Raw genomic sequence first — 25,135 nt, forward strand, 5'->3', positions numbered from 1 at the left:
AATATCCCTATGTCTGCGTCTTTTTTTCTTTTATACTTCCTTTTTTATTTGAAAATCCAAAGATTTCTGCTGGATTTTTGCACAAAAGATTTGTTAATTTACTTAATGGAATATTTCTTTTTAAGCCTTCAGTCAAAACCACTTCCATTCTTTCTTCAACTCCAGGAATTCCTCCTGGCGCTTTTGTAAAATCATCAGCGTAAGGTTTTTTTTCGCTCTCATATATAAATGGACAATGGTCAGTTGCTATTACATCCACATCTTCATTTTTTATTCCCTCCCACAAGGCTTCTATGTCTGATTTTTTTCTAAGGGGAGGTGCACAAATATATTTAACCGCTTCTTCGTTTGGATTGTCCATATATTTACTTTCATCATAAGTTAAATATTGGGTGCATGTTTCGCAATAAATATTTTTAAGTCCTCTGGCTCTTGCTGCTTTTATTTCATCAAGTCCTTGTTTGGTTGATGTGTGAACTATATATAATTTTGGATCATTTGCTACTTTTGAAAGATAGGCAAGTCTATTTATTGTTTCTGCTTCGCTTTCATTTGGTCTTGTAAGGGCATGGTATTTTGGAGAAAGATTACCAGCTTCTATCGCCTCTTTTCTCAATTCTTTTATGAGCCCATCGTTTTCACAATGAACACAAACTATTGTCCCAACTTCTTTTGCTTTTTTCAAAACTCTTAGGATTTCATCATCTTCAAGTTTTCCTGCATAAGTTGAATAGATTTTAATGGATGGGATTCCCTCATCCATTAAATCTTCTATTTCTTCAATCAAATCATCATTGACCTCATACATTGCTCCGTGAAAAGAATAATCTATAACAGCTTTTCCGTCTGCAATATCGTGGTAATGGTCTATTAATTTGTGAAGGCTTGCTCCTTTTTCTAAGGCTCCTATGTGATCACAAATGGTAGTTGTAGCTCCATAACTTGCTGCTATTGTTCCTGTATGAAAATCATCACAAGCAACAAATTTTCCCAAATCCAAAGACATGTGGGTGTGAACGTCTACTCCACCTGCCGTAACTATTTTATCTTTGGCATCAATAATTTTTTCAGCACTTAGGTTTAAATTTTTGCCAATTTTTTGGATTTTTTCATCTTCTATATAAATATCTAAATTTTCTATTTTTTCATCTAGAACCACAGTTCCATTTTTAATCAATATAGACACGCCTTCACCTGCTTTTTACATATAATCTTTTTTATCTTCTTCTTTGATTTGATTTACTACATGTTCTTCTAGTTGTTCAAAACCATTTTCAATATTATTTGCTTTTTGAACTGCAAGCAAGATATTTTCATAGCCTGTACACCTACACATATGATTTGCTAATTCTTTTCTAAGCTCATCAATTGTATAATATTTTCCTCTTGCAATTATTTCTGTTGCTGAAACTATAAAACCTGGTGTACAAAAACCACATTGAACTGCTGCCTCATCTACAAAAGCTTGTTGGATAATTGATAGTGATCCGTCTGATGCAGTTAGTCCTTCAGTTGTCCAAATATCTTTTCCTTCTGCCCAAATTGCAAGATAGATACATGAATTGAAAGTTTCACCATCAATTATAACTGCACAAGCTCCACATTCTCCAACTTCGCATCCTTTTTTTACACTTGTTAGGGCAAATTCATTTCTTAAAAAATCTGTAAGTGACGCTCTCACATCAACCATTTTTGTAACCCTTATTCCATTTATCCTACATTTTATAACCTTATATTGAGGTTCGTAATGTAGTTTTTCTTCTGGCTTTGGGCCATATGGTCCATATTCTCTGCTATGCATTTAATCCCTCCTCGTGTTCTTTTCTAATTTCTTTTAAACATCTTGTTGTTATTTCATAAAGTATTTGTGTTCTTAGGGCTTTTGATGCTCTCCAAGAATCTCTTGGTGATAGTTCATCAAGGGCTTTTTTTGCAAAAACATTTATATTATTATCTGTTAATTTTCTTCCTACTAAAGATTTTTCAGCTTCATTGGCTCTAACCGGAATAGCTGCTGCAACTCCGTATGCAACCCTTACTTCTTCTACATTTCCATCTTCATCAAATTTTACATTTGCTGATGCAGCTGAAGTTGCTATATCCATAGCATTTCTCATTGCATATTTAAAATAATGTCCGTAATGATTTTCATAGGATTCTTTCTTAAACTTTATTGCTGTAACAATTTCAGTTTCTCTTATATCAACTGTTGCATATTTTATATAAAAATCTTTTACAGGAACATCTCTAAAACCATTTTCGCCTTTTAATTCAATTATAGCATCATATGCCATAACTGTTGTACAAGAATCTGCTGATGGAGCAGCGTTACAAATATTTCCACCGATTGTAGCAATATTTCTAAGTTGAGGTCCACCTGCAGTATCAACTGCTTCTCCCAAAGTTTTTAAGTGTTTTTGAATTATTGGATCATTTGTAATATGGGTAAAGCTGGTTAAAGATCCTACTCTAATTGTTCCATCTTCTTCCATCTTAACTCCCCTAAGCTCATCTATAAGATAAAGTGAAATAAGCTCAAGTCCTGCCATTTTTCCTTCTCTGATTTTGACCAAAACATCAGAACCACCAGCTATATATCTTGCTTCAGGATGTTCTTTTTTTAATTTTATAGCCTCGTCAATTGTATAGGCTTCATAAATTCTTTTTACATCATACATATTTTTTCTCCTTTAAGCATCATATTCCATGTCTTTTTCATAATCATTTTCTATTAGTCCAGCTTCTTTGAAAAGTGGGAACAAAACGTGTGGTGTCATTGGACATTTATTTACTCCTACTCCAGTTGCATTTAAAATTGCATTTCTTATTGCTGGAGCTGGAGAACAAGTTGGTGGTTCACCAAGTGATTTTGTATTATATGGTGAAACTGGTGATGGGTTTTCTATAAAATATGCTTCAAAGTGTGGGTGATCCATGGTTGTAGATAATTTATAATCAAGAAGGTTATCATTTAAAATTTTTCCCTTATCATTATATTTTAATTCTTCTGATAAAGCATATCCTACTGCCATACTCATTCCACCGTGAGCTTGAGCTTCAGCAAGTCTAGGATTTATAAGTCTACCACAATCGTGAACATTTATAAGTCTTAGAAGTTTAACTTTTCCAAGTGAAATATCAACTTCAACTTCTGCAAATGAACAACCAAATGAGAAAGCATTATTTCTTATTGTATAAGTTTCTTCAGCAGAAATATGTTCACTATCACGAGTATTATACAAGGCTTCTGTAGCAAGTTCTCCTAAAGACAATAATGGCTTGTTAGTTATTTTATTTATTATCATACTATCAACAAGATCAAGATTGTGTGGAGTATATTCCAAAATTTTACTTGCCCTATCTAATATTTTTTCTTTAAATACTCTAGCAGTATTTGTGATAGAAAAACTTGAAACAAAAGTTTGTCTTGAAGCATAAGCTCCCAAACCAAATGGAGTTACATCTGTATCTTGAGTTGAAACTATATGAACATCTTCCATTTTTACACCAACAGCATCCGCTGCCATTTGTGAAAATGCTGTATCTCCACCTTGGCCGATTTCAGTTTCTCCAAGTTGCAATTGAACTGAACCATCTTGGTTTAAAACCATCCTACAAGAAGATGATTCTAGTGAAATTGGATAAACTGCTGTGTTATACCAAAATGCAGCAAGACCAATTCCTCTTCTTATATTTCCAGTTTGATTTTTATATTCTTCTATCTTTTTATCATAATCAATTGCTTTTCTTCCAACAGAAATTGCTTCTCTGAAAGAATCGTAGTAGTTTTCATTTCTTGAAAATCCATCGATAAAGCCTTTTTGCATAATATTTTGCATTCTTAATTCTAATGGATCCATATCTAAAGCTTTAGCAACATCATCAAGGTGAGATTCAAAAGCAAACATAGTTTGTGGAATTCCATATCCTCTCATAGCTCCTGCTGTTGGTAGGTTTGTATAAACTGTGTATCCATCAGCTTGTGTGTTATCACAAGGATATAATTGGTGGAAGCAATTTGTTCCCTTGGCAGCTATAGAGTGACCGTGAGATGCATAAGCACCATTGTTAGAAAATAACTCTAATTTTCTAGCAGCAAAAGTTCCATCAGCTCTTACATAAGAAATTATATGAAGTTTTTGTGAGTGTCTGGTTCTTGTTGAAACAAAAGTTTCTTCTCTTGATGTATCAAGTTTTACAGGATGACCTCCAACTTGAGTTGTAAGATAGGCTGCTAATGGCTCGTACAAAGCATCTTGCTTGTTACCAAAACCTCCGCCTATATATGGTTTTACAAGTCTAATTTTTCCCCAGCCAATTCCCAAAGCTTGACCGCAAACACGTCTTACAATGTGAGGAATTTGAGTTGAAGCAATTACTACAATTTTTCCTTGTTCTTCATAAGCACAAGCAATTCCATTTTCTATGTGGGAATGTTGAACGATTGGAGTTTCGTACCAACCTTCAACTTTAATAAGTCCTTCTTCTTTTATCGCTTCGTCATAATTTCCCCTGTAATTTTTGGTATGTCCCAAAATATTATCAGGAAATTCATCATGAATTGGTCTTAATCCATTATTCATTGATTCAATAGGATCTAAAACCACATCATATTCTTCGTATTCAACTTCAATTAATTTTAAAGCCTGACTTGCTGAAACTTCATCTTCTGCAATAACTACAGCTACATCGTCACCATAATATCTAACGTGTTCATTTAATAATCTTCTATCAGCAACGTCTTGGTGATTTTTATCAGTTGACCAAGGGTGACCTGCTGTTGGGAATGAATGTTTTGGAACATCAAAACAAGTAATAATTTTAACTACTCCCTCAACTTCTTCCGCTTTTTTTGTATCAACTGAGATAACCTTTCCATGACCAATTGTTGAGTGTAAAATTTTCGCTACATAAGCACCATTTATTATTAAATCTTCTGTATATTTTGCACGTCCTGTTACCTTATCGTATGCGTCAACTCTTTTAACACTTTTTCCTACGTACATTTTAACCTCCTAAAATGTTTTAAAGCATTTTCCTTATATTAAATCTCTCTACAATTTCCCTTTTAATTGCATATTGTATATAATATATTACCACAAATTACTAATCGTTTTCAAGGTTTTGAGGGATTTTTTTTAAAAATTTTTTCCAAATTTCCCCATATTTTTTTCATTTTTTTAAAAATTTTAATTTATTATTCATTTGGCAAAAAAAATAAAGCTTAAAATCTTTATTTTCCTAAAAAATAGTGAATTTTATTTGAAATTTATTTAAAATAATTCTTTTTAAATAATTCCATAAAAAATCTATTTTTTTGAAGATTTTAAGCTTTTATTTTTACTCTTCTTCTAATTCTTTAATTTCAAGATTTGCAAGTGAATCTTCTTTCGCCTTGTCTTCTTCTTTTTCTGGAATAATTAAATTCATTAATACTGCAGAAATTGCTGCAAGTACAACTGGTGATGATCCGATTGCTACTGCTAATTCTTCTGGCATAAATACAACTCCAGCATTTTGTGCGCTTGCTGCAACTGTAGTAAATCCTACACCTAAAGCTACAGAAACTCCAACTATTGAAGTATTTCTTGCACTTAGAGGTTGGCTTGTGATCATTCTAATTCCGTTCATTGTTATAGCAGCAAAAATTGAAAGTGTTGCTCCTCCCAAAACTGGATAAGGAATTGTTGTAAGAATTGATGATAATTTTGGAACAAGTCCTGATACTAAAATTATCAAAGATGCCAGGGTAAATACTTTTTTATTTACTACCTTATTTATTGAAACAACTCCAGCATTTTGTGAAAATGTTGCCGTTGGAAGACATCCAAAAATCGCTCCAACTAAGTTTGCAGCACCATATCCAACAATTCCACCTCTTAATTCTTTTGGTGTAGGAATCCTATCCATACCACCTACTGTTGTAGAGGTCATATCACCGATTCCTTCTATTGCCGTTACTATAAAAATAATTGTAATTGAAATTATTGCTGATGGCTCAAAAGAAATTCCAAAGTGAAATGGTTCTACTACTGAAATCCAACCAGCTTCTTTTACTGGAGAAAAATCTACCATTCCAAAAAACATTGATATTATGAATCCAATAATCATAGCAAATAATACATTTGCAAGTTTAAACATTCCTTTTCCAAAATGTGTAAATCCAAGTCCTAATATTAAAGTTATTCCTCCGACTAACCAATTTTGCCAAGCTCCCCAGCCTGCAACTTCTACGCTTCCTGCTCCACCCATATAATTCATTGCTACAGGATAAAGTGAAAGTCCTATTACTAAAACTACTGTTCCTGAAACAAGTGGTGGGACAAGTGGCATTATGTATTTTAATCCTAGTCCAAAAAGTATTGAACAAATTCCTCCAACAATTTGGGCTCCCAAAACTATTGCAACGACTTCTGCGGGGCCTCGGGCTCCAAATTGATTGGCAAGACCAATCATTGTAGGTACATAAGCAAATGAAACCCCAAATATCATAGGAAGTCTTGATCCTATAATTTTAATTGGATAAATCATCAATAAAGTTGTAAGTGCTGATCCTATTAAAGCTATTTGAATTAAAATCATTGTATCTTTTGGTGAAAGACCACTTGCTCCTGCAAGCATTATTGGTGGTGTAATACAACTTGCAATCATGGCTACAACGTGTTGAAAAGCTAAAGGTAACGCTTCTTTTGTTGTTACGTCTCCTTCAAAATTAAAAAGACCTGTAAATTTTTTATCTTTTTCCATAAATTTTTCCTTCTCTATTTATTTTTATTTTTTCCGTAAGGAAGGGAGCTATTTTAAAACTCCCCTTATAATAATTTTATTTTTAAAACAAAATTATTTTATTTATCATCCATCGCCTTTCTTTCAGCTTCTTCTTCTTCTATAGTTTTCTTTGGCATTATTATATTTAGTAAGAAAACTACTAAAGTTGCTAAAACTACAGGTGAGGATGTAAATACCATTCTAAACCATTCTGGAAATTGTGCTAAAGCCTGATCGCCTAGTTGAACAATTCCCATACCAAGGGCTATTCCTAGTCCTACTATTGTTACATTTCTTGAGCTCATTTCGTCTGACATTATTAATTTCATTCCACTCATTGTTATTTGTGCAAAAACTGTAATTGTTGCACCACCTATAACCGCTTGTGGAACTGAAAGCATTAAAGCTCCAAATTTCGGAATAAATCCTGCAACAAGAATAAGGCTTGCTGTGATTGCAAAAACTTTTCTTGCAACAACTTTTGTTAATGAAACTATTCCTACGTTTTGGCTGTAAGTTGCTGTTGGCATTCCACCAATCAATGAACCAATCACTGAAGCTAAACCGTTTGCTTTAATTCCTCCTTCAAGCTCATCTGCTGTTGGAACTCTATTAAGTCCTCCAGCTGTTGTTGATGATAAATCTCCTACAGCTTGAATTGAATTTACAACAAACATTACTGACATTGTAATTACTGCATCAATTGGAAATTCTAATTTAAATGGCATAATTCTTGGTAGAGTTACCCAAGCGGCTTCTTTTACTCCATCAAAATTAACTATTCCAAAAAATATTGATGCAACATAGCCAACGCCAATTCCTATTAAAATAGCTGCAAGTTTTATAATTCCTTTTCCAAACATATTACAGCAAAGAGTTACTGCTAAAGTTAAAAATGCTACACCCCAATAAACCAAATCTCCTTGGTTAGGATTTCCATTTCCTCCTGCCATATAATTTAAGGCAACTGAATAAAGTGAAAGTCCTATTGTTAAAACTACTGTTCCTGAAACCATTGGTGGGAAAAATTTATAAATTCTTTTTATATTCATTCCTACCACAAAGGCAACTACACCACCAACTAACTGGGCACCATAAACTGCTCCTATTCCATATTTTATTCCTATTGATGTCAAAACTGGAATATAGGCAAAACTTACTCCCATAATTACTGGAAGTTTTGCTCCAACTTTGAAAACTGGATATAATTGCAAAAATGTTGCGATTGCTGCTACAAACATTCCAGCTTGAATTAAATAAACTGCATCTTGAGCTGACACTGCAAATTCTGTATTTGCTAACTGCCCTGTAAGAACGATTGCCGGAAGTGTATTACCTACTATCATTGCCAATAAATGTTGAAGGGCTATTGGCAAACTCCTTTTAAAACTCGGATTTGCATCCATGTCAAACAAGGACGTGTTTGTGTTTTTTTCTTTTTTTCCATCTCATCTCCTTTTTTTTGATATAATTTTTTTCTATATCCTATATTAGAATTTTTTAAACTCCAATAATATGATACATTTACTTATAATTTAAACAAATAAATTGATAAAAAAATTTTTCTTATATTTTAAAAATAAGTTCATAAAATATTTAAATAAGAATTTTATTTATTAAGCTAGTTTAAAAAATAAACTAGCTTAATAAATTTTAAAGATTTTTCCAAATTTTTGCAGCTCTTTGTCTTGAATCTGCATGGATTTTTGCTTGGTCGACTGTTGTAATTATTTTATCTTTCATTACAAATTTTCCATTTATAATTGTATCGTTTACAAGCCTTCCTGTTAAACCAAATAAACTATGTCCACCCCAATTGTCTTTGTTGATTGGTGTATATGGATCGTAATTTATTGTAATTAAATCTGCATAAGCTCCCTTTTTGATTCTTCCTACTTCATTGTTTAGGAAATGTGAAACTATGTCAGGGTTATTTTTAAATTGCATTTCCAAAGTTTCTCCAAATCCTTTTGTTGGATCTTGGGTATTGTGAGCTTGGATAATATTTGAAACTTTCATTGATTCAAACATATCGTTTGTATAGGCATCTGTTCCTATTCCTACTTTTAATCCTTTTTCAAAAAATCTATTTACTGGAGGAACTCCTACTGCATTGTTCATATTTGATTCTGGATTGAAAATTACTGGAGTATTATTTTTCTTTAATATCTCCATTTCTCTTCCGTTTATATGAACACAGTGAATAGCAAGTGAATTTTCATTTATTATGCCAAAATCATTTAGTCTTTCTACAATTCTTTTGCCATATTTTCTTTGACAATCCCATTGGTCTTCGATTCCTTCTGCTACGTGAACATGGAAGCCGTTATAAACTCCATCCATTGCATCAAGAGCTTTTTCTAATGACTCATCTGAAAGAGTAAATGATGCGTGGAGTCCAAATAATCCTCTTAGCATATCATCATTTTCTTTTTGAGAATATTTAATCCAATCTACGTTTTCTTTTATTTCTTTATCTCTAATTTCAGCTCCATCACGATCTGATAATTCATAGCAAAGATTTGTTCTAATTCCTACTTCTTTTGCAGCTTCTCCAAGAGTAAATAGAGAATTTTCTACAGAATTTGGTCCTGAATGGTGGTCAATTACTGTTGTAACTCCATTTGCTATTGATTCCATATAAGTTGTTAGGGCATTTAATCTTACATCTTCTGTTGTAAGTTCCCTATCAAGAGCCCACCACAAATTTTCTAAGACATTAAAGAAATTATCTGTTGGTTTTGAAACTGCCATTCCTCTTGCATAAGCTGAATAAATATGTGAGTGAGCACAAATCATTCCTGGCATAAGAAGTTTTCCTTTTAAATCAATTACTTCTTCATCAGGATATTTTTTTAAAATATCCTGATTTTCTCCAACATCTTCTATTAATTTGTCCTTGATATAAACTGCGCCGTTTTCATAAAAATTATTATTTTCATCGTTTGTAATTATTAGGCAATTTGATAATATCATCTTATCTCCTTATGAATTTAAAATTTCACTTGGCTTTATATAGAAAGCATAGTTTTCTTCGATAGCTTTTATTAATTTTTGCATATTTTCTGACAAATCATCTAAGTTTTCTGTTTCAATTACTTTGCCATTTTCAAGTCTAACTAGATATTTATTACCATCTTTTAAGAAACCTGTATTTGTTGAATCATCAAAGTCTTCTTTTGTCCAAAATACTGTAAGTTTATCTTTGTAAGGACGTCCTGCATGTGGGCAATAGAATCCACAGTTTCCACATTCATTACACATTCCATCTAAGTGGATTATTTGATGAAGATTATTAAATCCATCAACTTTTATAGCTACGTTTGCTCTGTTTGGACAAACTTCTGTACACATTTCACAAATTTGATTACATTTTAAACATCTGTATCCTTCATTTTTGCCTTGGATTTTTTCTTGAAGTCTTCCTCTTTTTTCAAAAATTATTTTGTTTTGTTCTTTAACTTCAAATTTTTCAAAATCATTTTCTAGATTTTCTTTTGCTAAAATATCAAGACAAACTGCTTTTGCTTCTCCCATTGCTTTTACAATAGTGCTTGCTCCAGCTCTACAATCTCCAATTACATAAACATTGTCGATATTTGTTTCGTAATTTTCTGTAGTTTTTACATTGCCCCAATCATCTAAATTAACATTATTTTCTTTGAATGCGCTTGTATCTACTCTTGCACCTGTTGCACCAATTACTGTATCAAATTCAAGATCAAGTTTTTCTCCTGTTGAATTGATTGATCTTCTTCCAGATTCATCAAATTCTCCAAGTTCCATTTTTTCGCATTTTAAAACTTTTCCGTCATAAGAATAAGGAGCTACTAATTCATAAATTTTGTGTCCTTCTTCTTTTACATCATTTACTTCTTCTTGAGTTGCAGGCATGTAAGCTTCTGTTCTTCTATAAACTAAGGCTACGCTTTCAACTCCTTCAAGTCTTGCAGCAGTTCTTGTACAATCCATAGCTACATCTCCTGCACCTACAACTGCAACTTTTTTACCAACATTTGCCTTGCCATTCATTCTTACATCCCACAAGAAATCAAGAGCATCAAGGATATTTTCGCTTCCTTCTTTTACTGGAGATCTTCCCTTCTCCCAAGCACCTGTTGCTGCAATTATATAATCATAATCTTTTTTCAATTCTTCGTAAGATTCTGTTACTTCAGAATCAAAAACAAATTTTACGCCTTGTTTTACAGCAATTTGGTAATCTCTTTCGATTTGTTCATCAGAAATTCTAAATTTAGGAATAACATGGCTTACAATTCCGTAAGGTTTTGACAATTTTTCTCTTACTGTAACGTCCATTCCATTTCTTCTTAGATAAGATGCTACAGCAATTCCACCAGGACCTGCTCCTATAACAAGAACTTTTTTGTCTGATTTTATTTCTGATTCTTTAATATTTTCTACAAACTTATCTTGAGCCTTATCAGCTGCTATAAGTTTCATATCTCTTATTTGAAGGCTCTTTTCATAGTCAACTCTTGTACAATGATCTTGGCAATAATGTGCACAAAGTTTTCCAAGAATTGTTGGTGCAGTATTGTCCATCGCAATAACTTCAATCGCCTTATCGTATTCACATTCAGCAACTAATTGCAAATATTCAGGAATTTGTTGTTGGATTGGACAGCCACCATCTTTACAAGGAGCCTTATAGCAATCTGTAAGTGGAAGAGTTGAATTTGTTTTTCTTGATCCAACTTTTTCTCTGTACAGTTTATTATTAACCCATTCGTTTATGATTTTATCTCTAAGTTTTACAGTTTTTTCTACATCAACATCGTGAAGTTTATCACTTAATAAATCCTCAGTTTCTTTTGCCAATTGGTTAAATCTTAAATATCCACCTGGTTTAAGAATTGTTGTAGCAACTGTAATTGGTTGACCTAAAGCTTCAAAAATTTCTTTAATATTTCTAGCATCAGCTCCACCAGAATATGACATTGGAAGTTTGCCATCAAATTTTTCTGAAAGCATAGCTGCCATAGAAATAGTTAATGGAAGAAGAGCTCTTCCTGACATATACATTTCTTCTGCTGGAAGTTCATTTCTTTTTACATCAACTGGGAAAGTATTTGTAAGCTTTACACCAAAGGCAAGATCATTTTTCTTTGCAAGTTCTAATAATCTTTCAATCATAACGACTGCATCTTCGTATTGAAGGTCATCTTTGAAATGGAAATCTGTAAAAGAAATATAATCAAAGCCCATATCATCAAGGGTTTTTCTTGCATATTCGTAACCTAACATTGTTGGATTACATTTTATAAATGTAGATATTTTCTTTTCATCTATTAGATATGATGCAATTTTTTCAATTTCTTCTGCAGGACAACCGTGAAGGGTTGAAAGAGTTATAGAATCACAAATATTTGTGCTGATTTTTTCTAAATCTTTTTTATCAAATTTTGAAAATTTATCGATATTTTCTTCAAGATATAATTTACATTCTTTAAATACTTCTGTGTCTTTAGCATTTCTTAAATTTTCAATATATGTATCAATTTTTTCAGATTTTATTCCTTCAAGATCATAACCTACTGACATATTGTAAGCAAAATCTTTTTTATCAGAAATATTTAATTCTTTCGCCAAAGCAATAATTGCAAAATATGCTTTTACATATTCATTGTAAGCTTCTTTTACTGTAAGCTCTGTTGACCATTCACAGTTATAACATTCATCTTCCGAATTTATACATGGTTTTGCAACAGCTTTTTGTATATCTACTCCATCAAGTTTTTGAACTGTTTTTAATTCAATAAATCTTGCTCCTGCAAGATAGGATGCTAGAATATTTTGGGCAAGTTGAGATTGAGGACCTGCTGCAGGGCCTACTGCTGATGAAATCTCATCTCCAAAAACAGTTTTTAACATTTTTCCCGATTCATTTTTGTAGAATTTTTCTTTTTTAATTCCAAAAATAGAACCTTCATTCTTATATTCTTCCAAAGCCCAATTCATTAGGTCTTTAAAAGGTATAGGTCTCATAAATTCACTCATTTTTTACTCCTTTTTTATGGGTTTTTATTTTTCAAATCGACAAAAATAGCGTTTTCTTTTTCTATAATTTTTTTTGAAAAATTTATAAAGATGAGGGTAGGAGAACTTCCCTCTCTTTTTAATTTTTCTAGTATATTTAAAATAAGCAATTTTTATAAGAAAGTCTTCCGCCAAGAAAGTGCAAATGACTTATTTTATTTTTATAAAAACTGATTATTTATTTTGCTATTTAAAAGTCAAATTTATAAAAATCTATAAAATTTATATCAAGAAAGGCTTAAGCCTTTCTTGATATTTTTAATTTATTTTATATATTCAAGTGGAAGAACTGCGTATGTTGCTGCACAAGTTACTAAATCTTGTTTGAATGTAACTTCGTTTGGTGCGTGAGCTTGATCTTCTGCTCCTGGTCCAAATCCTATTACTGGAATATTGTGTCTTCCCATTATAGCAACACCGTTTGTTGAGAATGTCCATTTATCTGTTAATGGTAAATCTTTTCTCTTTTCAATTTCTTTTTCTACATTTGGTGCAATTCTTTTATCTCCATAAAGACCTTTGTATGCTCTTTCTAATGCTTTTGTTACTTCGTGATCTTCTGGAATTACCCATGTTGGGAAATAGCATTCTTGTTTTTTGCTTACGCCAGTCCATGATGGTCTTTCGTAATCATACATTGTAACTTTTGCGCCGAATTTTTTAGCTGATGGTAAATCTTCAATTTCTTTTATGCAAGACTCCCATGTTTCTCCAGCTGTCATTCTTCTATCAAGTGAAATTGCACAAGAATCTGCAACTGCACATCTTGATGGAGAAGTATAGAAAATTTGGCTTGTTGTAACTGTTCCACGTCCTAAGAAGTTTGCTTCTTTGTATTCAGGATTATATTTTTCGTCAAGCATTTTTACAAGACCTTTTATTTCTACTGAATCGTCTGCTGGATTTTCGTTTAATTGTTCAATTTCGTTAAGGATTTTTGCCATTTTATAAATTGCGTTATCTCCTCTTTCTGGAGCTGAACCGTGGCAAGAAACACCTTTAACTTCTACACGAATTTCCATTCTTCCTCTTTGTCCTCTGTAGATTCCACCGTCTGTTGGTTCTGTTGAAACTACAAATTCTGGTTTGATTCCTTCTTCTTCAATCATATATAACCAGCAGTTTCCATCACAGTCTTCTTCTTGAACTGTTCCTGTAACTAAAACTCTATATTTATCATTTAAGAATCCTAAATCTTTCATGATTTTTGCTCCGTAAACTGCTGATACGATTCCACCTAATTGGTCTGAGCCACCACGACCACCAATTAAATTTTCATCTTCAAATCCTTCGTATGGATCAAATTCCCAGTTATCAATATTTCCAATTCCTACTGTATCAATGTGACCATCAAATGCGATTTGTTTTTCGCCTGTACCCATTTCGCCAAGTACATTTCCTTGACCATCAATCCAAGCCTTATTAAAGCCTAGTTTTTCCATTTCTTCTTTTATTCTTTTTGATTTATCGCCTTCTTCGCAAGATTCTCCATGTTTTAAGATTAAATCTCTCAAGAAAGCATTCATATCTTCTGAATAATTTTGAGCAGTTTCTTTTACTAAATCATAATTAATTTCTGTCATTTAAATCTCCTTTTAAATTTTAAAATTCTTATTTATTTTCGTCTTCTTTGTCAACTAATCTTTCTTTGTTAGCTTCAATTAATTTTTCAATTGTAGCTTTAGGATCTTTAACTTTTTGTAAGAATATCATTGCAGCAATTATATATGGTTTAAAGCTTGCTTCTTTGTAAAGTGGATCTCTATATCTATCAAATACAGATTCATCAACTTCTCCATCTTCACATGAAAGTCCTGTTATATCTGCTGGAAGACAGTGCATGTATAAAGCTTTACCATCTTTTGTAAGTTTCATCATTTCTTCTGTACAAGCCCAGTCCATGTGTTCTTTGTTTTGTTCAAGAAGTCTTTGTTCAAGTTCATCAATTCCTTTTTGATCTCCTTTTGCATAAAGGTCTGTTCTTTCTTCCATAGCTGCAAATGGAGCCCAAGATTTTGGATAAACTATATCAGCATCTTTGAAAGCTTCTTCCATTGAATTTGTTTTTGTAAAGCTTCCGCCGTATTTTTTAGCATTTTCTTCTGCAATTTCTTCAACTTCTGGCATTATTTCGTATCCTTCTGGATGAGCTAAAACTACATCCATTCCAAATCTTGTAAATAAACCTGAAATTCCTTGAGGAACTGAAAGTGGTTTACCATAAGATGGAGAATAAGCCCAAGTCATAGCAACTTTTTTGCCTTTAAGATTTTCAATTCCACCAAATTCGTGAATAACGTGAAGTAAATCTGCCATAGCTTGAGTTGGATGGTCAATATCGCATTGAAGGTTTACAAGGTGTGGTCTTTGTTCAAGAACGCCGTGATCATATCCTTCTTGTACATATTCAGCAAAGTCTTTCATATATTTGTAGCCTTTGCCTATATACATATCATCTCTTATTCCAACTGTATCAGCCATAAATGAAATCATGTTAGCTGTTTCTTTTACAGTTTCACCGTGAGCTTGTTGTGATTTTCCTTCGTCTAAGTCTTGAACTTCAAGTCCTAGCATATTTGCAGCTGATGCGTAAGAAAATCTTGTTCTTGTTGAATTATCTCTAAATAATGAAATAGCAAGTCCTGAATCAAAGATTTTTGGAGAAATGTTTTTTTCTCTCATTGCTCTTAATGTATCAGCAACTGTAAAAATTGCTTCAAGCTCATCTTGTGATTTATCCCATGTGTGGAAAAAGTCATCGTGGTATAAGTTTTCAAAATCTAAGCCTTCTAATTTTTCTAATAATTTGTTAATATCTTGTGTCATTAATTTTTTCTCCTATCTAATTATTTTTTTATATTCAAATTTTTCATCGTTTGTATAATATCCATCCCAAACTACTTTTCTGTAGTGTTCGAAGTCTGTATCTCCTTCTGTTGAGATAAATAAAATCACTGAATTTTCATCTAATTTTAATTTTTCTTTTATATCTTTTAAATCTTCTCTTTGTAAAATTTCACTAACAGCTCCAACAGTTGCTGCTCCAGATTCTCCAGATATAACTCTCTCATCTTCTCCAATTGGATTTCCCAAAATTCTCATTCCTCTTGCAGCCGAACTATCTGGAACTGATAAAAATGCGTCAACGTAAGATTTTAAAATTGGGTATCCGACAGTAACTGGTTCTCCACAAGCAAGCCCTGCCATGATTGTATTCATTTCGCCTTCAACGTTGTGGATTTTGCCGTCATTTATTTTTGCTGTTAGGTAGTTACAATTTGCTTTTTCTGGCTCGATTAGTCCTATAAAAGGTTTCTCACTTCCCTTATATTCGTCTGAGAAAAATCCTGTTACTCCAGTTGCAAAAGAGCCTACTCCTGCTTGTAAGAATATGTGAGTTGGTTTTTTGCCTGCTTCTTTTAATTGATCAGATGCTTCTTTTGCAAGAGTTGAATATCCTTGAATAATCCATGTAGGAATTTCTTCATATCCTTCCCAAGCTGTATCTTGAACCATAATATATCCTTTTTCTTCAGCATATTTGTTGGCAAGTCTTACGCAAGCATCGTAGTTAAGTCCATCCATAATGTCACATTTAGCGCCAGTTTTTCTGATATTATCTCTTCTTTCAAGAGCTGATCCGTCAGGCATCAATACCACGCAATCTTGTTCTAATTGTTGGCTTGTCCAAGCAACTCCTCTACCATGATTTCCATCAGTTGCTGTAATAAAAGTTACCTTGCCTAATTTTTCTTTGATTTCAGGAGAAATCAATTTCTCATAAGGTAGATCATCTAAATCCATATCAAGTTTTTGGGCTATGTATTTTGCCATAGCATAAGATCCTCCCAAAACTTTAAAAGCATTGAGACCAAATCTTAATGACTCGTCTTTGACAAATATATCCTCCACACCAAATAAATCTGCAAGATTGTTTAATCTTTTTAATGGTGTTACAGAATATTGGGGAAAGCTCGCATGAAATTTTTGAGCTTTTGAAGATTCTTCTTCATTAATAAAACTTAAATCAGCTAAATCTTCCAAATTTCTTTCATTTAAAACTATATTAAAACTCTCTTTCAATCTTTTCTCCTTTCTAGAACTTCTTCTGGTATTATAGTAACATATCACACATCAAAATGCAATACTTTTTAAAAATGTTTTCAAAAATTTTTTTAATTTTTTATCTTTTAATATTTTTCTATTTTAAATTTTTATTTTCCTGTGAAATTTTTTCGAAAAATTTCTATTCAAATTTTTTCTTTCATTAAATTTTTCGTATAGTATAATTTAAATAGAGTATTTAAAATTCAATAATTTATAGAAAGAAGGAAGATATGTCTAATATAGAACTAGAAGTTTGCGGGGGTTGTAATGCGAAAATCCCCCAAGAAAGTCTAGGCGAAACTTTATCTTCTATTAAAAATTTTAAAAGAGATGATGTTTTGATTGGATACGATACCATGGATGATTGTGCTCTTATAAGAGTTGATAAAAATAATGGAATTGTATCTACCCTAGATTTTTTCCCGCCGATGGTTTCTGACCCATATATTTTTGGACAAATCGCTGCGGCAAATGCCCTATCAGATATTTATGCTATGGGAGCTGAACCAATTTGTGGGCTAAATATTGTTTTGTTTCCTGAAGATGAAGATATAAATATTTTGAAAAAAATTCTCCAAGGAGGTGCAAGCAAGGTTATAGAAGCTGGTGCATCTCTTGTAGGCGGTCATTCAATTCATGATCCAAAAATAAAATACGGACTTTCTGTAACGGGAAAAGTCGATATTGATAAAGTTTGGAAAAATAATACGCCAAAGGAAAAAGATATTTTGATTTTAACCAAGCCTTTGGGGGTAACTTTAGTTACAAATGCCTACGGGATTGATATTCTTGGACAAAAAGAAATGGATAAGGCCATTTCTTCTATGATATTTTTAAACAAATATGCCAAGGAGATTTTGGAAAAATATAGGATAAGCTCAGCTACTGATGTTACTGGTTTTTCTTTTATGGGGCACTTGTCAGAAATGCTTGGCGATAAATATTCTGCCATAATTGATTCTAAAAATATTCCAATCCTTGATGGAGCAAAAAAAGCTGCAAGCGAATTTGTTTTTACCAAGGGAGGGCAAAGAAATAGGATGCATATGGAAAATATGGTGGAATTTCTTGTTGATAACTTTGCTCTTGAGGAAGTTTTATACGATCCTCAAACATCTGGAGGACTTTTGGTAAGTATTAATAAGGATGATGCAAAAGACGCCTTGGAAGAATTAAGAAAAAATAATATAAATGCAAAAATTGTTGGTCAAATAAGTAAAAAATATGATAAATCAATATTTATCGAATAAAAATAAAGGAGTATGAAAATGAAAGAAATTGATGCTAGAGGAATCGAATGTCCAATGCCTGTAATTATGGCAAAAAGAGAAATTAAAAATGGAGAAGAAAATTTTTATGTGCTTGTAAATGAGGACATAGCTGTAGAAAATTTGAAAAAACTTGCAAAAGAAACTAACTTTGATATTGAAATCGAAGAAAAAGAAGATGGAGTTTTCAAATTAACTTTTAATAAAAATGAAGAAAAAACAGAGAAAGATGATAAGGGAGAAAGCCTATCTTCTTCTTATGTTGTGGTTTTTGATTCTGATAAAATCGGAGATGGAGATGAAGATTTTTCAAAATCTTTATTGGAAAGTTTCTTAGTTTCAATAACTGAAGCAGACGTTCTTCCAAAATTTGTAATTTGCTACAACAAGGGAGTATTTTTGACAACTCAAAGAGAAAATACCATAGAAGATTTGAAAAAACTTGCTGATAATGGAGTAGAAATTATCTCTTGCGGTCTTTGCCTTGACCACTATGGAGTAAAGGAAGAATTAAAAGTTGGAAGAATTTCAAATATGTACGAAATCTCTTCTCTAATGAGAACTCATCACACCATTAGACCATAATGGAATATGTAATTTATACTTTCAAATCATCAAATTTAGCCTATCTTGCCCTAAGCAAAGTCGAAAACGAAAATATTAGGGCAAGGCTAGTCCCTCTTTTGCCAGAAATTGATGCAGGTTGCGGACTTTGTCTTAGGTATGAAAAAAATTTTGATGAGAAAGTAAAAGAAATTTTTTCAAAAAACAAGCTCGATTTTGAAGAAAAATACCTGCTTATTTACAAAGAAAACAAAAGAAAGCCAGAGGTTAAAGCTTATGATTTATCTTGATAATGCTGCAACTACAATCGACAAGGACGAATCAGTTGCAAGGGCAGTTTATAATGCTATAAATTCAAAATCTTTTGGCAATCCCTCAAGAGGAGCTTATAAAGTTAGCCTTGATGCCCTAAATTTATTGATGCAAACCAGAAAAGAAGTTGGGGCTTATTTCGGTATGGAAAATCCCTTAAATGTGGTTTTGTGTCCAAACATAACTTTCGCCCTAAATTTTGTGATAAAATCACTTTTTACAAGAGGCGACCACGTCATAACGAGCCTTGCAGAACACAACTCCGTCCTAAGACCCCTTTATGATTTGGCAAAAAACGGAACAGAGCTTTCTTTTATCGATATAAAAGATGATTTTAGCCTTGATCTTGAAAAAATTGAAAGTTTAGTCAAAAAAAATACAAAAGCTCTAGTAATTACAGGAGCATCAAACGTATCAGGAGTTTTGACAGACCTTGATAAGGCAAATGAAATTTGCAAAAAATATGATTTGAAATTAATAATAGATGGAGCCCAAGTTGCAGGATATGTGCCTTTTGATATAAAAAAATATCCCGAATCAATATTTTTATTTACAGGCCACAAGGGACTTCACGCTCCCCAAGGAACGGGTGGATTTATTGTAAATGGAGATTTTGATTTCAAACAAGTTTTTGCTGGTGGGTCAGGTTTTGATTCATTTTCAAAAACCCAACCACACGTCTTGCCAGATTTATTTGAGCCAGGGACTGCAAATGTTCATTCCTTTGCAGGACTAAAAAGTGCCATAGAATTTTTGAGAGAAAATCCTCAAAAGGATATAAATGAGCTTACAAAAATCTTGTATAATGGCCTAAAAGATATTGATGGAATTAAATTTTATTCAAACATAAATTTAAAACACGTTCCAATAATTGCATTTAACATAAAAGATATTCCAGCAAATTATATAGCAATGAAACTATGGGATGATTACGAAATTTGCGTAAGAGCAGGCAGCCACTGTGCCCCACTTTTTCACGAAAAAATGGGAACAAAAAAACAAGGCATAGTAAGAATGAGCCTGTCATTTTATAACACAAAAGAAGAAATAGAAAAAACAATAGAGGCTGTGAAAAATATAGCAAATGAAAAAAGCTAGGGTAATCCTAGCTTTTATTTTAAAAACATTATTTTATCTTCATCTAAATTAAAATATAGATTTTTTTCATTTTTTAAATCATTCCATTTTTCTTTTTCTATAAAAACGGTAATTTGTCCTTCGCATTCTTTTTTTCTTATTAGTAGGCAAGTGTTGAAAGTTTGGTCGATTTCTTTTATTATTTCCATTTGGAAAGAATTTTTTTCTTTTTATTTTTGGAAATTTCTATATCATGGCCTCTTATGCCTATAAATTTTTCTTCGTGATTTTTTTCTAAATCTAAATCAAGGTTCCAAGCCTCGGCTTTATAAATATTTTCTCCAATTTTTTCAACTTTTGAGAAATTTTTGCAACCTGATAGCTCTGCTGCTGCCATGGTTTCTGGATTGTGAAAAAGCTCCTTGGTTGGTTTTTTTGCTTCTGATTTTCCTTTTGTCATTATCACAATGTCATCACACATTCTGTATATTTCATCCCTATCGTGGGAGACAAAAAGAGTTGGTATTTTATATTCTTCTATAATTTTTCTAACTTCAAGCTCAATTGACCATCTCAAATATCCATCAATTGCTGAATATGGCTCGTCTAACAAAAGAATTTCTGGTTCGTTTACCAAAATTCTTGCAAGAGCCGCTCTTTGTTTTTCTCCACCAGAAATCATTTCTGGCATAGAATTTTTTATGTGTCCAATATGAAGTTCTTCTAATTTTTTATTTATTATTTTTTCAGAATTTCTATTTTTTCCCCTAAGCCCAGTTTTTATATTTTCATAAACTGTCATGTTTGGAAAAAGTGCGTAATCTTGAAATAGATAGCCAACTTTTCTATCTTTGGTTGGTATATTTATTTTTTTATCTTTATCAAAAAGGATTCTATCATTTAAAACTATTCTTCCATAATCTGGTTTTATAATTCCTGCTATTGCTTTTAGGGTTAAGCTTTTGCCAGATCCTGATGCTCCCAAAATTCCCAAAATTCCTTCTTCATTTGTAAATTTTGCATCAAGTTTAAAATTTGTAAATTCTTTTTTTATTTCAACATCAAGCATAATTTTTTTCCTTTGGATTTGTATCTTCTAAGAAATTTATGGCAACAAGAACAACAAATGAAATCAAAACATTTATCATAACCCACTTATAAGCAACAGCGTCTTGACCGATTCTCCAAAATTGATAAACAGTTGTTGAAATGGTTGCAGTTTTTCCTGGAGTGTATCCGCTTACCATGGATGTTGCTCCATATTCTCCAAGGGCTCTAGCAAATGATAAAACTAAACCTGCCATAACGCCTTTTTTGCAATTTGGCATCAAAACTTTCCAAAAAATCCATGTATTTGACTTGCCCAAAGTTTGAGCTGCGTATGATAAATTTTGGTTATAAGCTTCAAAAGCTCCTCTAGTTGTCCTATACATCAAAGGAAATGTTACTATGACTGTTGCAAAAATTGCTGAATACCAATTCATTATAAGAGGAAATTTAAAATATTCTACTGCGATTTTTCCAAGTCCTGAATTTGGTCCTAGAATTTTTATTAGAAAAAATCCTACAACAGTAGGAGGCAATACCAAGGGTAAGGTTAATACCACATCTATTGCCCCCTTTACTTTTGCAGGTAATTTTTTAATATAGTAGGCAGCAAATATACCAAGAAAAAATATTATTACCGATGATATACTTGCAATCCTTATTGAATTATATAAAGGATATAAGTCCATATCTATTTATTTAATGCCTTTATTTAATGGCTTAAATCCATATTTATCTAAAATTTCTGATGCTTTTTCGCCTTTTAAAAATTCTAAATATTTTTTGCCTTCTTCTGGATTTTTTGAATTTTTAAGTAAAGCTGCTGGATAAATTACTTTATTTTCTAGCATTGAATCATCAGCTACTGCTACTGTTTCAAGTCCTGCTGTTTTTGCGTCAGTTTTATAAACTATTCCACAATCAGCAGCTTTTTCACTTACCCATGATGTAACTTCTTTTACGTTTGAACCAAGTGTAACTTTATCTTGAATCTTATCCCAAATTCCTAAATTTTTAAGAATTTCTTCTGAATATTGTCCAACTGGAACGTCAGCATTTCCTAGAGCGATTTTTTCTACTTCATCTTTTTCAAGATCTTTAAAATCTTTTATTCCTTTTTCATTTCCCTCTGCTACTGCAAGAGTTACTTCATTTTCAAGTAAATCAAATCTTGTTTCTTTGTCAATTTTTTCTTCTTTGTCAAGTTCATCCATTTGTTTTTGAGCTGCTGAAACAAATACATCACAGTCTGCTCCCTCATCAATTTGAGTTTTTAATGTTCCTGATGAATCAAAGTTGAAGGTCAAACTAAGATTTGGATTTTCTTTTTCAAATTCTGTTTTTAATTCTTCTAAGGCTTCTGTCATTGAAGCTGCTGCGAATACTACAAGGTCTTTTTTCTCCATATTGCCCGCATTTTCATTTGATTTTTCTACGCTTGCATTTGAATTTGACATAGCTTCATTTGAATTGTTGTCATTTTTTTTGTTGTTACCACAAGCTGCTGTTCCGATTAATAATGCTCCTGCTAGAGCTGTCATTGCGATTTTTTTAATATTCATTTTCTTCTCCTAAAATTTTAATTTCATCACCTGTTTTTATCACGCCTTCTTTAATTACTTTTGCAAATATTCCCTCATAAGGCATAATACATTTTCCTACACTTTGCTTTATGGCGCAGCCCTTGTGACATTCTTTTCCAATTTGACTAACTTCCAAAATGCAATCGCCAATTTTTAATTTTTTTCCTATTGGAAGCTCATGCAAAACAATTCCTTGGGTTGTAATATTTTCTGCAAAATCCCCAAAAGCAAATTTGCGATTTTCATTTTCCATTTTTCTAATTGACTCTACTGCCAAAAGACTTACTTGCCTGTGCCACTTTCCTGCGTGGGCGTCATTTTCTAGCCCAAAATCTTTTTTAAATAAACCCTGACCTATCTGTTCCTTTCTCACTCCCTTTGTCTTTGAAATATTTATTGATAAAACTGTTGCGTTAATTGTGTCCACTATTATCCCCTTCTAATATATCTAAGCCATGACTTAAAAAAGGCAAAATTCCTTCTATACTTTCTATGACAGCCTTGGGAGATCCTGGTAAATTTATAATTAAAGAATTATTTTTTATTCCAGAAACTGCTCTTGATAAGGCCCACATATGAGTTTTTTCTTTTGAAATCAATCTTATAGCCTCGCTTATGCCTGGCGTTTGTTTTTCTATTACTTTTAAACTTGCCTCTGGTGTGTTATCTCTTTTTGAAAGTCCTGTTCCACCAGATGTTAAAATTAATTGGATATTTTCACCAACTAATTTGTTTAATTCATTTTCAATATTTTCCAAATCATCGTTAATTATAGACTTATAAACCATCTTATAATTTTCTGGCATTGTTTTTGCACAAGCGTCAATACATCCGTCTTTATTTTCTCCGCTTGATCTGGTATCAGAAATTACCACAAAGGCGTAATTATAAATTTTTTCTTTCATAAAGACCAGATTTTCCTCCTGATTTTTTTACTAAATATATATCTTTTATGGTCATAGACTTATCAAGAGCCTTGCACATATCATAAACTGTCAAAAGACCAGCTGAAACTCCCGTCAAAGCTTCCATTTCAACGCCGGTTTTTCCTTGGCACTTAACTTTTACTTGGCAAAATAATAAATTTCCCTCAAAATTAAAATCTACATTTATTCCATTTAATAAAAGTGGATGAGCCATAGGAATTATCGAAGATGTATTTTTTACAGCTTGAATTGCTGCAACTTGAGCAATGGCAAGGACATCTCCTTTTTTTATTTTTTCATTTTTTATTGCATCTATCGTTTCATTTTTTAATTCAATTGAACCCTTGGCTATGGCTTCTCTTTGGCTAATTTCTTTTTGAGAAACATCAACCATTTGCCCCCTGCCATTTTTGTCTAAATGTGTAAACATTTATCCTCCTATCCTATACATAGATTCTTTTATTACTTCTTTTTCCAAATGATGTCTTTTAGGTTTTTTCATAAGAGCCTCATCAATTAATTTTTCTATATTTTCATTTGCTCTTATTGCTTTTTTTAAATCAATTTCTAAATCCGAATGAAGACAAGGCCTAATTTTCCCGTCAGCTGTAAGTCTTAATCTGTTGCAAGTAGAGCAAAATTTATGACTTAATGGCTCAATAATCCCAAGTGTATAATCAAAATCTGGTACTTTGTAAAGGCTTGTTGGCGAATGAGTATCGGGATTTTTTATTGGAATTAAATTTAATTTTTTTATAATTTCATCGCTTGAAATAAATTTATCTTTTGAAAAATCTGCCGTACCGCCTATTGGCATTAGCTCAATAAATCTAAGCTCTATGTCATTTTCTTTGGCAAATTTTATAAAATCATAAATTTCTCCATCATTAAATCCCTTTATCAAGACGAAATTAATTTTTATTTTATAAGCAAAATTTTTGGCATAAGAAATTGCATCAAGGACTTTTTTTAAATCGCCACCTTGGCTCATAATTTTATATTTTTTCTCATCAAGGCTATCAAGAGAAATATTTAATCTTTTTAGTCCATTTTCCCACAAAATTTCTGCCTTTTCTTTTAAAAAATATCCGTTTGTTGTCATTGCCAAATCTTTTAGTCCATCAATTTCAGCAAGCATTTTTACCAAACTTTCTACATTTTTTCTAACTAAAGGCTCGCCACCGGTAAGTCTAATTTTTTTGATTCCTTTTTTTACAAAAATTTTGCTTATTTCATTAATCTCTTCTAGAGTCAACATATCTTCATGACTTTTTTTGCAAGAAAGACCATCCGGCATACAATATTTGCACCTATAATTACAACGGTCTGTAAGAGAAATTCTCAAATAATCTATTTTTCTTTCATACTTATCAAGCATATAATCAACTACTTTCTATATTTTTATAATATCCTAGCTTAAAGC

The 25,135-nt window shown here is 32.1% G+C and carries 23 protein-coding genes; 4 read left to right on the forward strand and 19 right to left on the reverse strand.

The window, feature by feature from the left end; genetic code table 11:
• Positions 1-7 precede the first annotated feature (7 nt).
• From hydA to dpaL, 11 genes are all read right to left on the reverse strand, one after another.
• Positions 8-1,186, reverse strand: a complete 1,179-nt coding sequence (gene hydA, locus HGAG_RS10895) for a dihydropyrimidinase (protein WP_019118633.1) — start codon at positions 1,184-1,186, stop codon at positions 8-10.
• Positions 1,187-1,201: 15 nt separating this feature from the next.
• Complete coding sequence (gene xdhC / locus HGAG_RS07900) at positions 1,202-1,801, reverse strand: xanthine dehydrogenase subunit XdhC (protein ID WP_019118634.1); 600 nt, start codon at positions 1,799-1,801, stop codon at positions 1,202-1,204.
• Positions 1,794-2,678: a xanthine dehydrogenase subunit XdhB gene (gene xdhB / locus HGAG_RS07905; protein WP_019118635.1), complete on the reverse strand. Its 885-nt coding sequence runs from the start codon at positions 2,676-2,678 to the stop codon at positions 1,794-1,796. Before xdhB ends, xdhC begins: the two co-directional genes overlap by 8 nt.
• Positions 2,679-2,690: 12 nt before the next feature.
• The gene (gene xdhA, locus HGAG_RS07910; RefSeq protein ID WP_019118636.1) at positions 2,691-5,006 is read right to left on the reverse strand and encodes a xanthine dehydrogenase subunit XdhA; all 2,316 of its coding nucleotides are present in this window, start codon (positions 5,004-5,006) and stop codon (positions 2,691-2,693) included.
• Positions 5,007-5,340: 334 nt separating this feature from the next.
• Entirely contained in the window at positions 5,341-6,747 is a 1,407-nt protein-coding gene (locus HGAG_RS07915; RefSeq protein WP_019118637.1) for a uracil-xanthine permease family protein, read from the reverse strand.
• A 98-nt stretch (positions 6,748-6,845) separates the two neighbouring features.
• Entirely contained in the window at positions 6,846-8,174 is a 1,329-nt protein-coding gene (locus HGAG_RS07920; RefSeq protein ID WP_026074079.1) for a uracil-xanthine permease family protein, read from the reverse strand.
• A 247-nt stretch (positions 8,175-8,421) separates the two neighbouring features.
• On the reverse strand, positions 8,422-9,744 hold the full coding sequence (gene ssnA, locus HGAG_RS07925) for a putative aminohydrolase SsnA (protein ID WP_019118639.1): 1,323 nt from the start codon (positions 9,742-9,744) through the stop codon (positions 8,422-8,424).
• 9 nt (positions 9,745-9,753) lie between these two features.
• The gene (gene ygfK, locus HGAG_RS07930; protein WP_019118640.1) at positions 9,754-12,789 is read right to left on the reverse strand and encodes a putative selenate reductase subunit YgfK; all 3,036 of its coding nucleotides are present in this window, start codon (positions 12,787-12,789) and stop codon (positions 9,754-9,756) included.
• Positions 12,790-13,091: 302 nt separating this feature from the next.
• Positions 13,092-14,411 carry a YgeY family selenium metabolism-linked hydrolase gene (locus HGAG_RS07940; protein WP_019118642.1) on the reverse strand — a complete coding sequence of 440 codons (1,320 nt, stop codon included), beginning with the start codon at positions 14,409-14,411 and terminating at the stop codon, positions 13,092-13,094.
• Between the two features lie 28 nt (positions 14,412-14,439).
• On the reverse strand, positions 14,440-15,654 hold the full coding sequence (gene ygeW / locus HGAG_RS07945) for a knotted carbamoyltransferase YgeW (RefSeq protein WP_004839385.1): 1,215 nt from the start codon (positions 15,652-15,654) through the stop codon (positions 14,440-14,442).
• 12 nt (positions 15,655-15,666) lie between these two features.
• Positions 15,667-16,911: a diaminopropionate ammonia-lyase gene (gene dpaL / locus HGAG_RS07950; protein WP_019118643.1), complete on the reverse strand. Its 1,245-nt coding sequence runs from the start codon at positions 16,909-16,911 to the stop codon at positions 15,667-15,669.
• 254 nt (positions 16,912-17,165) lie between these two features.
• On the opposite strand from dpaL, the gene selD reads away from it, so the two are divergent.
• From selD to HGAG_RS07970, 4 genes are read left to right on the forward strand one after another with little or no spacing between them, the layout of a single operon-like run.
• Positions 17,166-18,185 (forward strand): selenide, water dikinase SelD, encoded by a 1,020-nt coding sequence (gene selD, locus HGAG_RS07955; protein ID WP_019118644.1) that lies wholly within the window; start codon positions 17,166-17,168, stop codon positions 18,183-18,185.
• An 18-nt stretch (positions 18,186-18,203) separates the two neighbouring features.
• Positions 18,204-18,788 (forward strand): sulfurtransferase-like selenium metabolism protein YedF, encoded by a 585-nt coding sequence (gene yedF, locus HGAG_RS07960; RefSeq protein ID WP_019118645.1) that lies wholly within the window; start codon positions 18,204-18,206, stop codon positions 18,786-18,788.
• Complete coding sequence (locus HGAG_RS07965) at positions 18,788-19,057, forward strand: putative Se/S carrier protein (RefSeq protein ID WP_019118646.1); 270 nt, start codon at positions 18,788-18,790, stop codon at positions 19,055-19,057. The genes yedF and HGAG_RS07965 overlap by 1 nt, the downstream gene beginning before the upstream one ends.
• Entirely contained in the window at positions 19,044-20,177 is a 1,134-nt protein-coding gene (locus tag HGAG_RS07970) for an aminotransferase class V-fold PLP-dependent enzyme (protein ID WP_019118647.1), read from the forward strand. The genes HGAG_RS07965 and HGAG_RS07970 overlap by 14 nt, the downstream gene beginning before the upstream one ends.
• 14 nt (positions 20,178-20,191) lie before the next feature.
• On the opposite strand, the gene HGAG_RS12165 is transcribed toward HGAG_RS07970, so the two are convergent.
• From HGAG_RS12165 to moaA, 8 genes are read right to left on the reverse strand one after another with little or no spacing between them, the layout of a single operon-like run.
• Positions 20,192-20,365, reverse strand: coding sequence for a hypothetical protein (locus tag HGAG_RS12165; RefSeq protein WP_019118648.1), 174 nt, complete (start codon positions 20,363-20,365; stop codon positions 20,192-20,194).
• Entirely contained in the window at positions 20,356-21,225 is an 870-nt protein-coding gene (locus tag HGAG_RS07980) for a sulfate/molybdate ABC transporter ATP-binding protein (protein WP_019118649.1), read from the reverse strand. Before HGAG_RS07980 ends, HGAG_RS12165 begins: the two co-directional genes overlap by 10 nt.
• Positions 21,218-21,892: a molybdate ABC transporter permease subunit gene (gene modB / locus HGAG_RS07985; RefSeq protein ID WP_019118650.1), complete on the reverse strand. Its 675-nt coding sequence runs from the start codon at positions 21,890-21,892 to the stop codon at positions 21,218-21,220. Before modB ends, HGAG_RS07980 begins: the two co-directional genes overlap by 8 nt.
• 6 nt (positions 21,893-21,898) lie before the next feature.
• Complete coding sequence (gene modA / locus HGAG_RS07990; RefSeq protein ID WP_019118651.1) at positions 21,899-22,765, reverse strand: molybdate ABC transporter substrate-binding protein; 867 nt, start codon at positions 22,763-22,765, stop codon at positions 21,899-21,901.
• Complete coding sequence (locus HGAG_RS07995) at positions 22,755-23,213, reverse strand: MOSC domain-containing protein (protein ID WP_019118652.1); 459 nt, start codon at positions 23,211-23,213, stop codon at positions 22,755-22,757. The genes modA and HGAG_RS07995 overlap by 11 nt, the downstream gene beginning before the upstream one ends.
• A complete protein-coding gene (locus HGAG_RS08000) occupies positions 23,200-23,691 on the reverse strand; it encodes a MogA/MoaB family molybdenum cofactor biosynthesis protein (protein WP_019118653.1) in 492 nt (163 codons plus the stop codon). The genes HGAG_RS07995 and HGAG_RS08000 overlap by 14 nt, the downstream gene beginning before the upstream one ends.
• Positions 23,672-24,142, reverse strand: coding sequence for a cyclic pyranopterin monophosphate synthase MoaC (gene moaC, locus HGAG_RS08005; RefSeq protein WP_019118654.1), 471 nt, complete (start codon positions 24,140-24,142; stop codon positions 23,672-23,674). The genes HGAG_RS08000 and moaC overlap by 20 nt, the downstream gene beginning before the upstream one ends.
• Positions 24,143-25,090, reverse strand: coding sequence for a GTP 3',8-cyclase MoaA (moaA, locus tag HGAG_RS08010; RefSeq protein ID WP_019118655.1), 948 nt, complete (start codon positions 25,088-25,090; stop codon positions 24,143-24,145).
• Between the last annotated feature and the right edge of the window lie 45 nt (positions 25,091-25,135).

Origin of the sequence: Anaerococcus obesiensis ph10 (assembly GCF_000311745.1) — a bacterium.
GTDB classification, from domain to species: domain Bacteria; phylum Bacillota; class Clostridia; order Tissierellales; family Peptoniphilaceae; genus Anaerococcus; species Anaerococcus vaginalis.

What these genes read in the sequence shown, in the direction of transcription:
- xdhC (WP_019118634.1), bottom strand. Translation starts at nt 1,801, where the DNA reads ATGCATAGCAGAGAATATGGACCATATGGCCCAAAGCCAGAAGAAAAA.
- xdhB (WP_019118635.1), bottom strand. Translation starts at nt 2,678, where the DNA reads ATGTATGATGTAAAAAGAATTTATGAAGCCTATACAATTGACGAGGCT.
- xdhA (WP_019118636.1), bottom strand. Translation starts at nt 5,006, where the DNA reads ATGTACGTAGGAAAAAGTGTTAAAAGAGTTGACGCATACGATAAGGTA.
- HGAG_RS07915 (WP_019118637.1), bottom strand. Translation starts at nt 6,747, where the DNA reads ATGGAAAAAGATAAAAAATTTACAGGTCTTTTTAATTTTGAAGGAGAC.
- HGAG_RS07920 (WP_026074079.1), bottom strand. Translation starts at nt 8,174, where the DNA reads ATGGATGCAAATCCGAGTTTTAAAAGGAGTTTGCCAATAGCCCTTCAA.
- ssnA (WP_019118639.1), bottom strand. Translation starts at nt 9,744, where the DNA reads ATGATATTATCAAATTGCCTAATAATTACAAACGATGAAAATAATAAT.
- ygfK (WP_019118640.1), bottom strand. Translation starts at nt 12,789, where the DNA reads ATGAGTGAATTTATGAGACCTATACCTTTTAAAGACCTAATGAATTGG.
- HGAG_RS07940 (WP_019118642.1), bottom strand. Translation starts at nt 14,411, where the DNA reads ATGACAGAAATTAATTATGATTTAGTAAAAGAAACTGCTCAAAATTAT.
- ygeW (WP_004839385.1), bottom strand. Translation starts at nt 15,654, where the DNA reads ATGACACAAGATATTAACAAATTATTAGAAAAATTAGAAGGCTTAGAT.
- selD (WP_019118644.1), top strand. Translation starts at nt 17,166, where the DNA reads ATGTCTAATATAGAACTAGAAGTTTGCGGGGGTTGTAATGCGAAAATC.
- yedF (WP_019118645.1), top strand. Translation starts at nt 18,204, where the DNA reads ATGAAAGAAATTGATGCTAGAGGAATCGAATGTCCAATGCCTGTAATT.
- HGAG_RS07965 (WP_019118646.1), top strand. Translation starts at nt 18,788, where the DNA reads ATGGAATATGTAATTTATACTTTCAAATCATCAAATTTAGCCTATCTT.
- HGAG_RS07970 (WP_019118647.1), top strand. Translation starts at nt 19,044, where the DNA reads ATGATTTATCTTGATAATGCTGCAACTACAATCGACAAGGACGAATCA.
- HGAG_RS12165 (WP_019118648.1), bottom strand. Translation starts at nt 20,365, where the DNA reads ATGGAAATAATAAAAGAAATCGACCAAACTTTCAACACTTGCCTACTA.
- HGAG_RS07980 (WP_019118649.1), bottom strand. Translation starts at nt 21,225, where the DNA reads ATGCTTGATGTTGAAATAAAAAAAGAATTTACAAATTTTAAACTTGAT.
- modB (WP_019118650.1), bottom strand. Translation starts at nt 21,892, where the DNA reads ATGGACTTATATCCTTTATATAATTCAATAAGGATTGCAAGTATATCA.
- modA (WP_019118651.1), bottom strand. Translation starts at nt 22,765, where the DNA reads ATGAATATTAAAAAAATCGCAATGACAGCTCTAGCAGGAGCATTATTA.
- HGAG_RS08000 (WP_019118653.1), bottom strand. Translation starts at nt 23,691, where the DNA reads ATGAAAGAAAAAATTTATAATTACGCCTTTGTGGTAATTTCTGATACC.
- moaC (WP_019118654.1), bottom strand. Translation starts at nt 24,142, where the DNA reads ATGTTTACACATTTAGACAAAAATGGCAGGGGGCAAATGGTTGATGTT.
- moaA (WP_019118655.1), bottom strand. Translation starts at nt 25,090, where the DNA reads ATGCTTGATAAGTATGAAAGAAAAATAGATTATTTGAGAATTTCTCTT.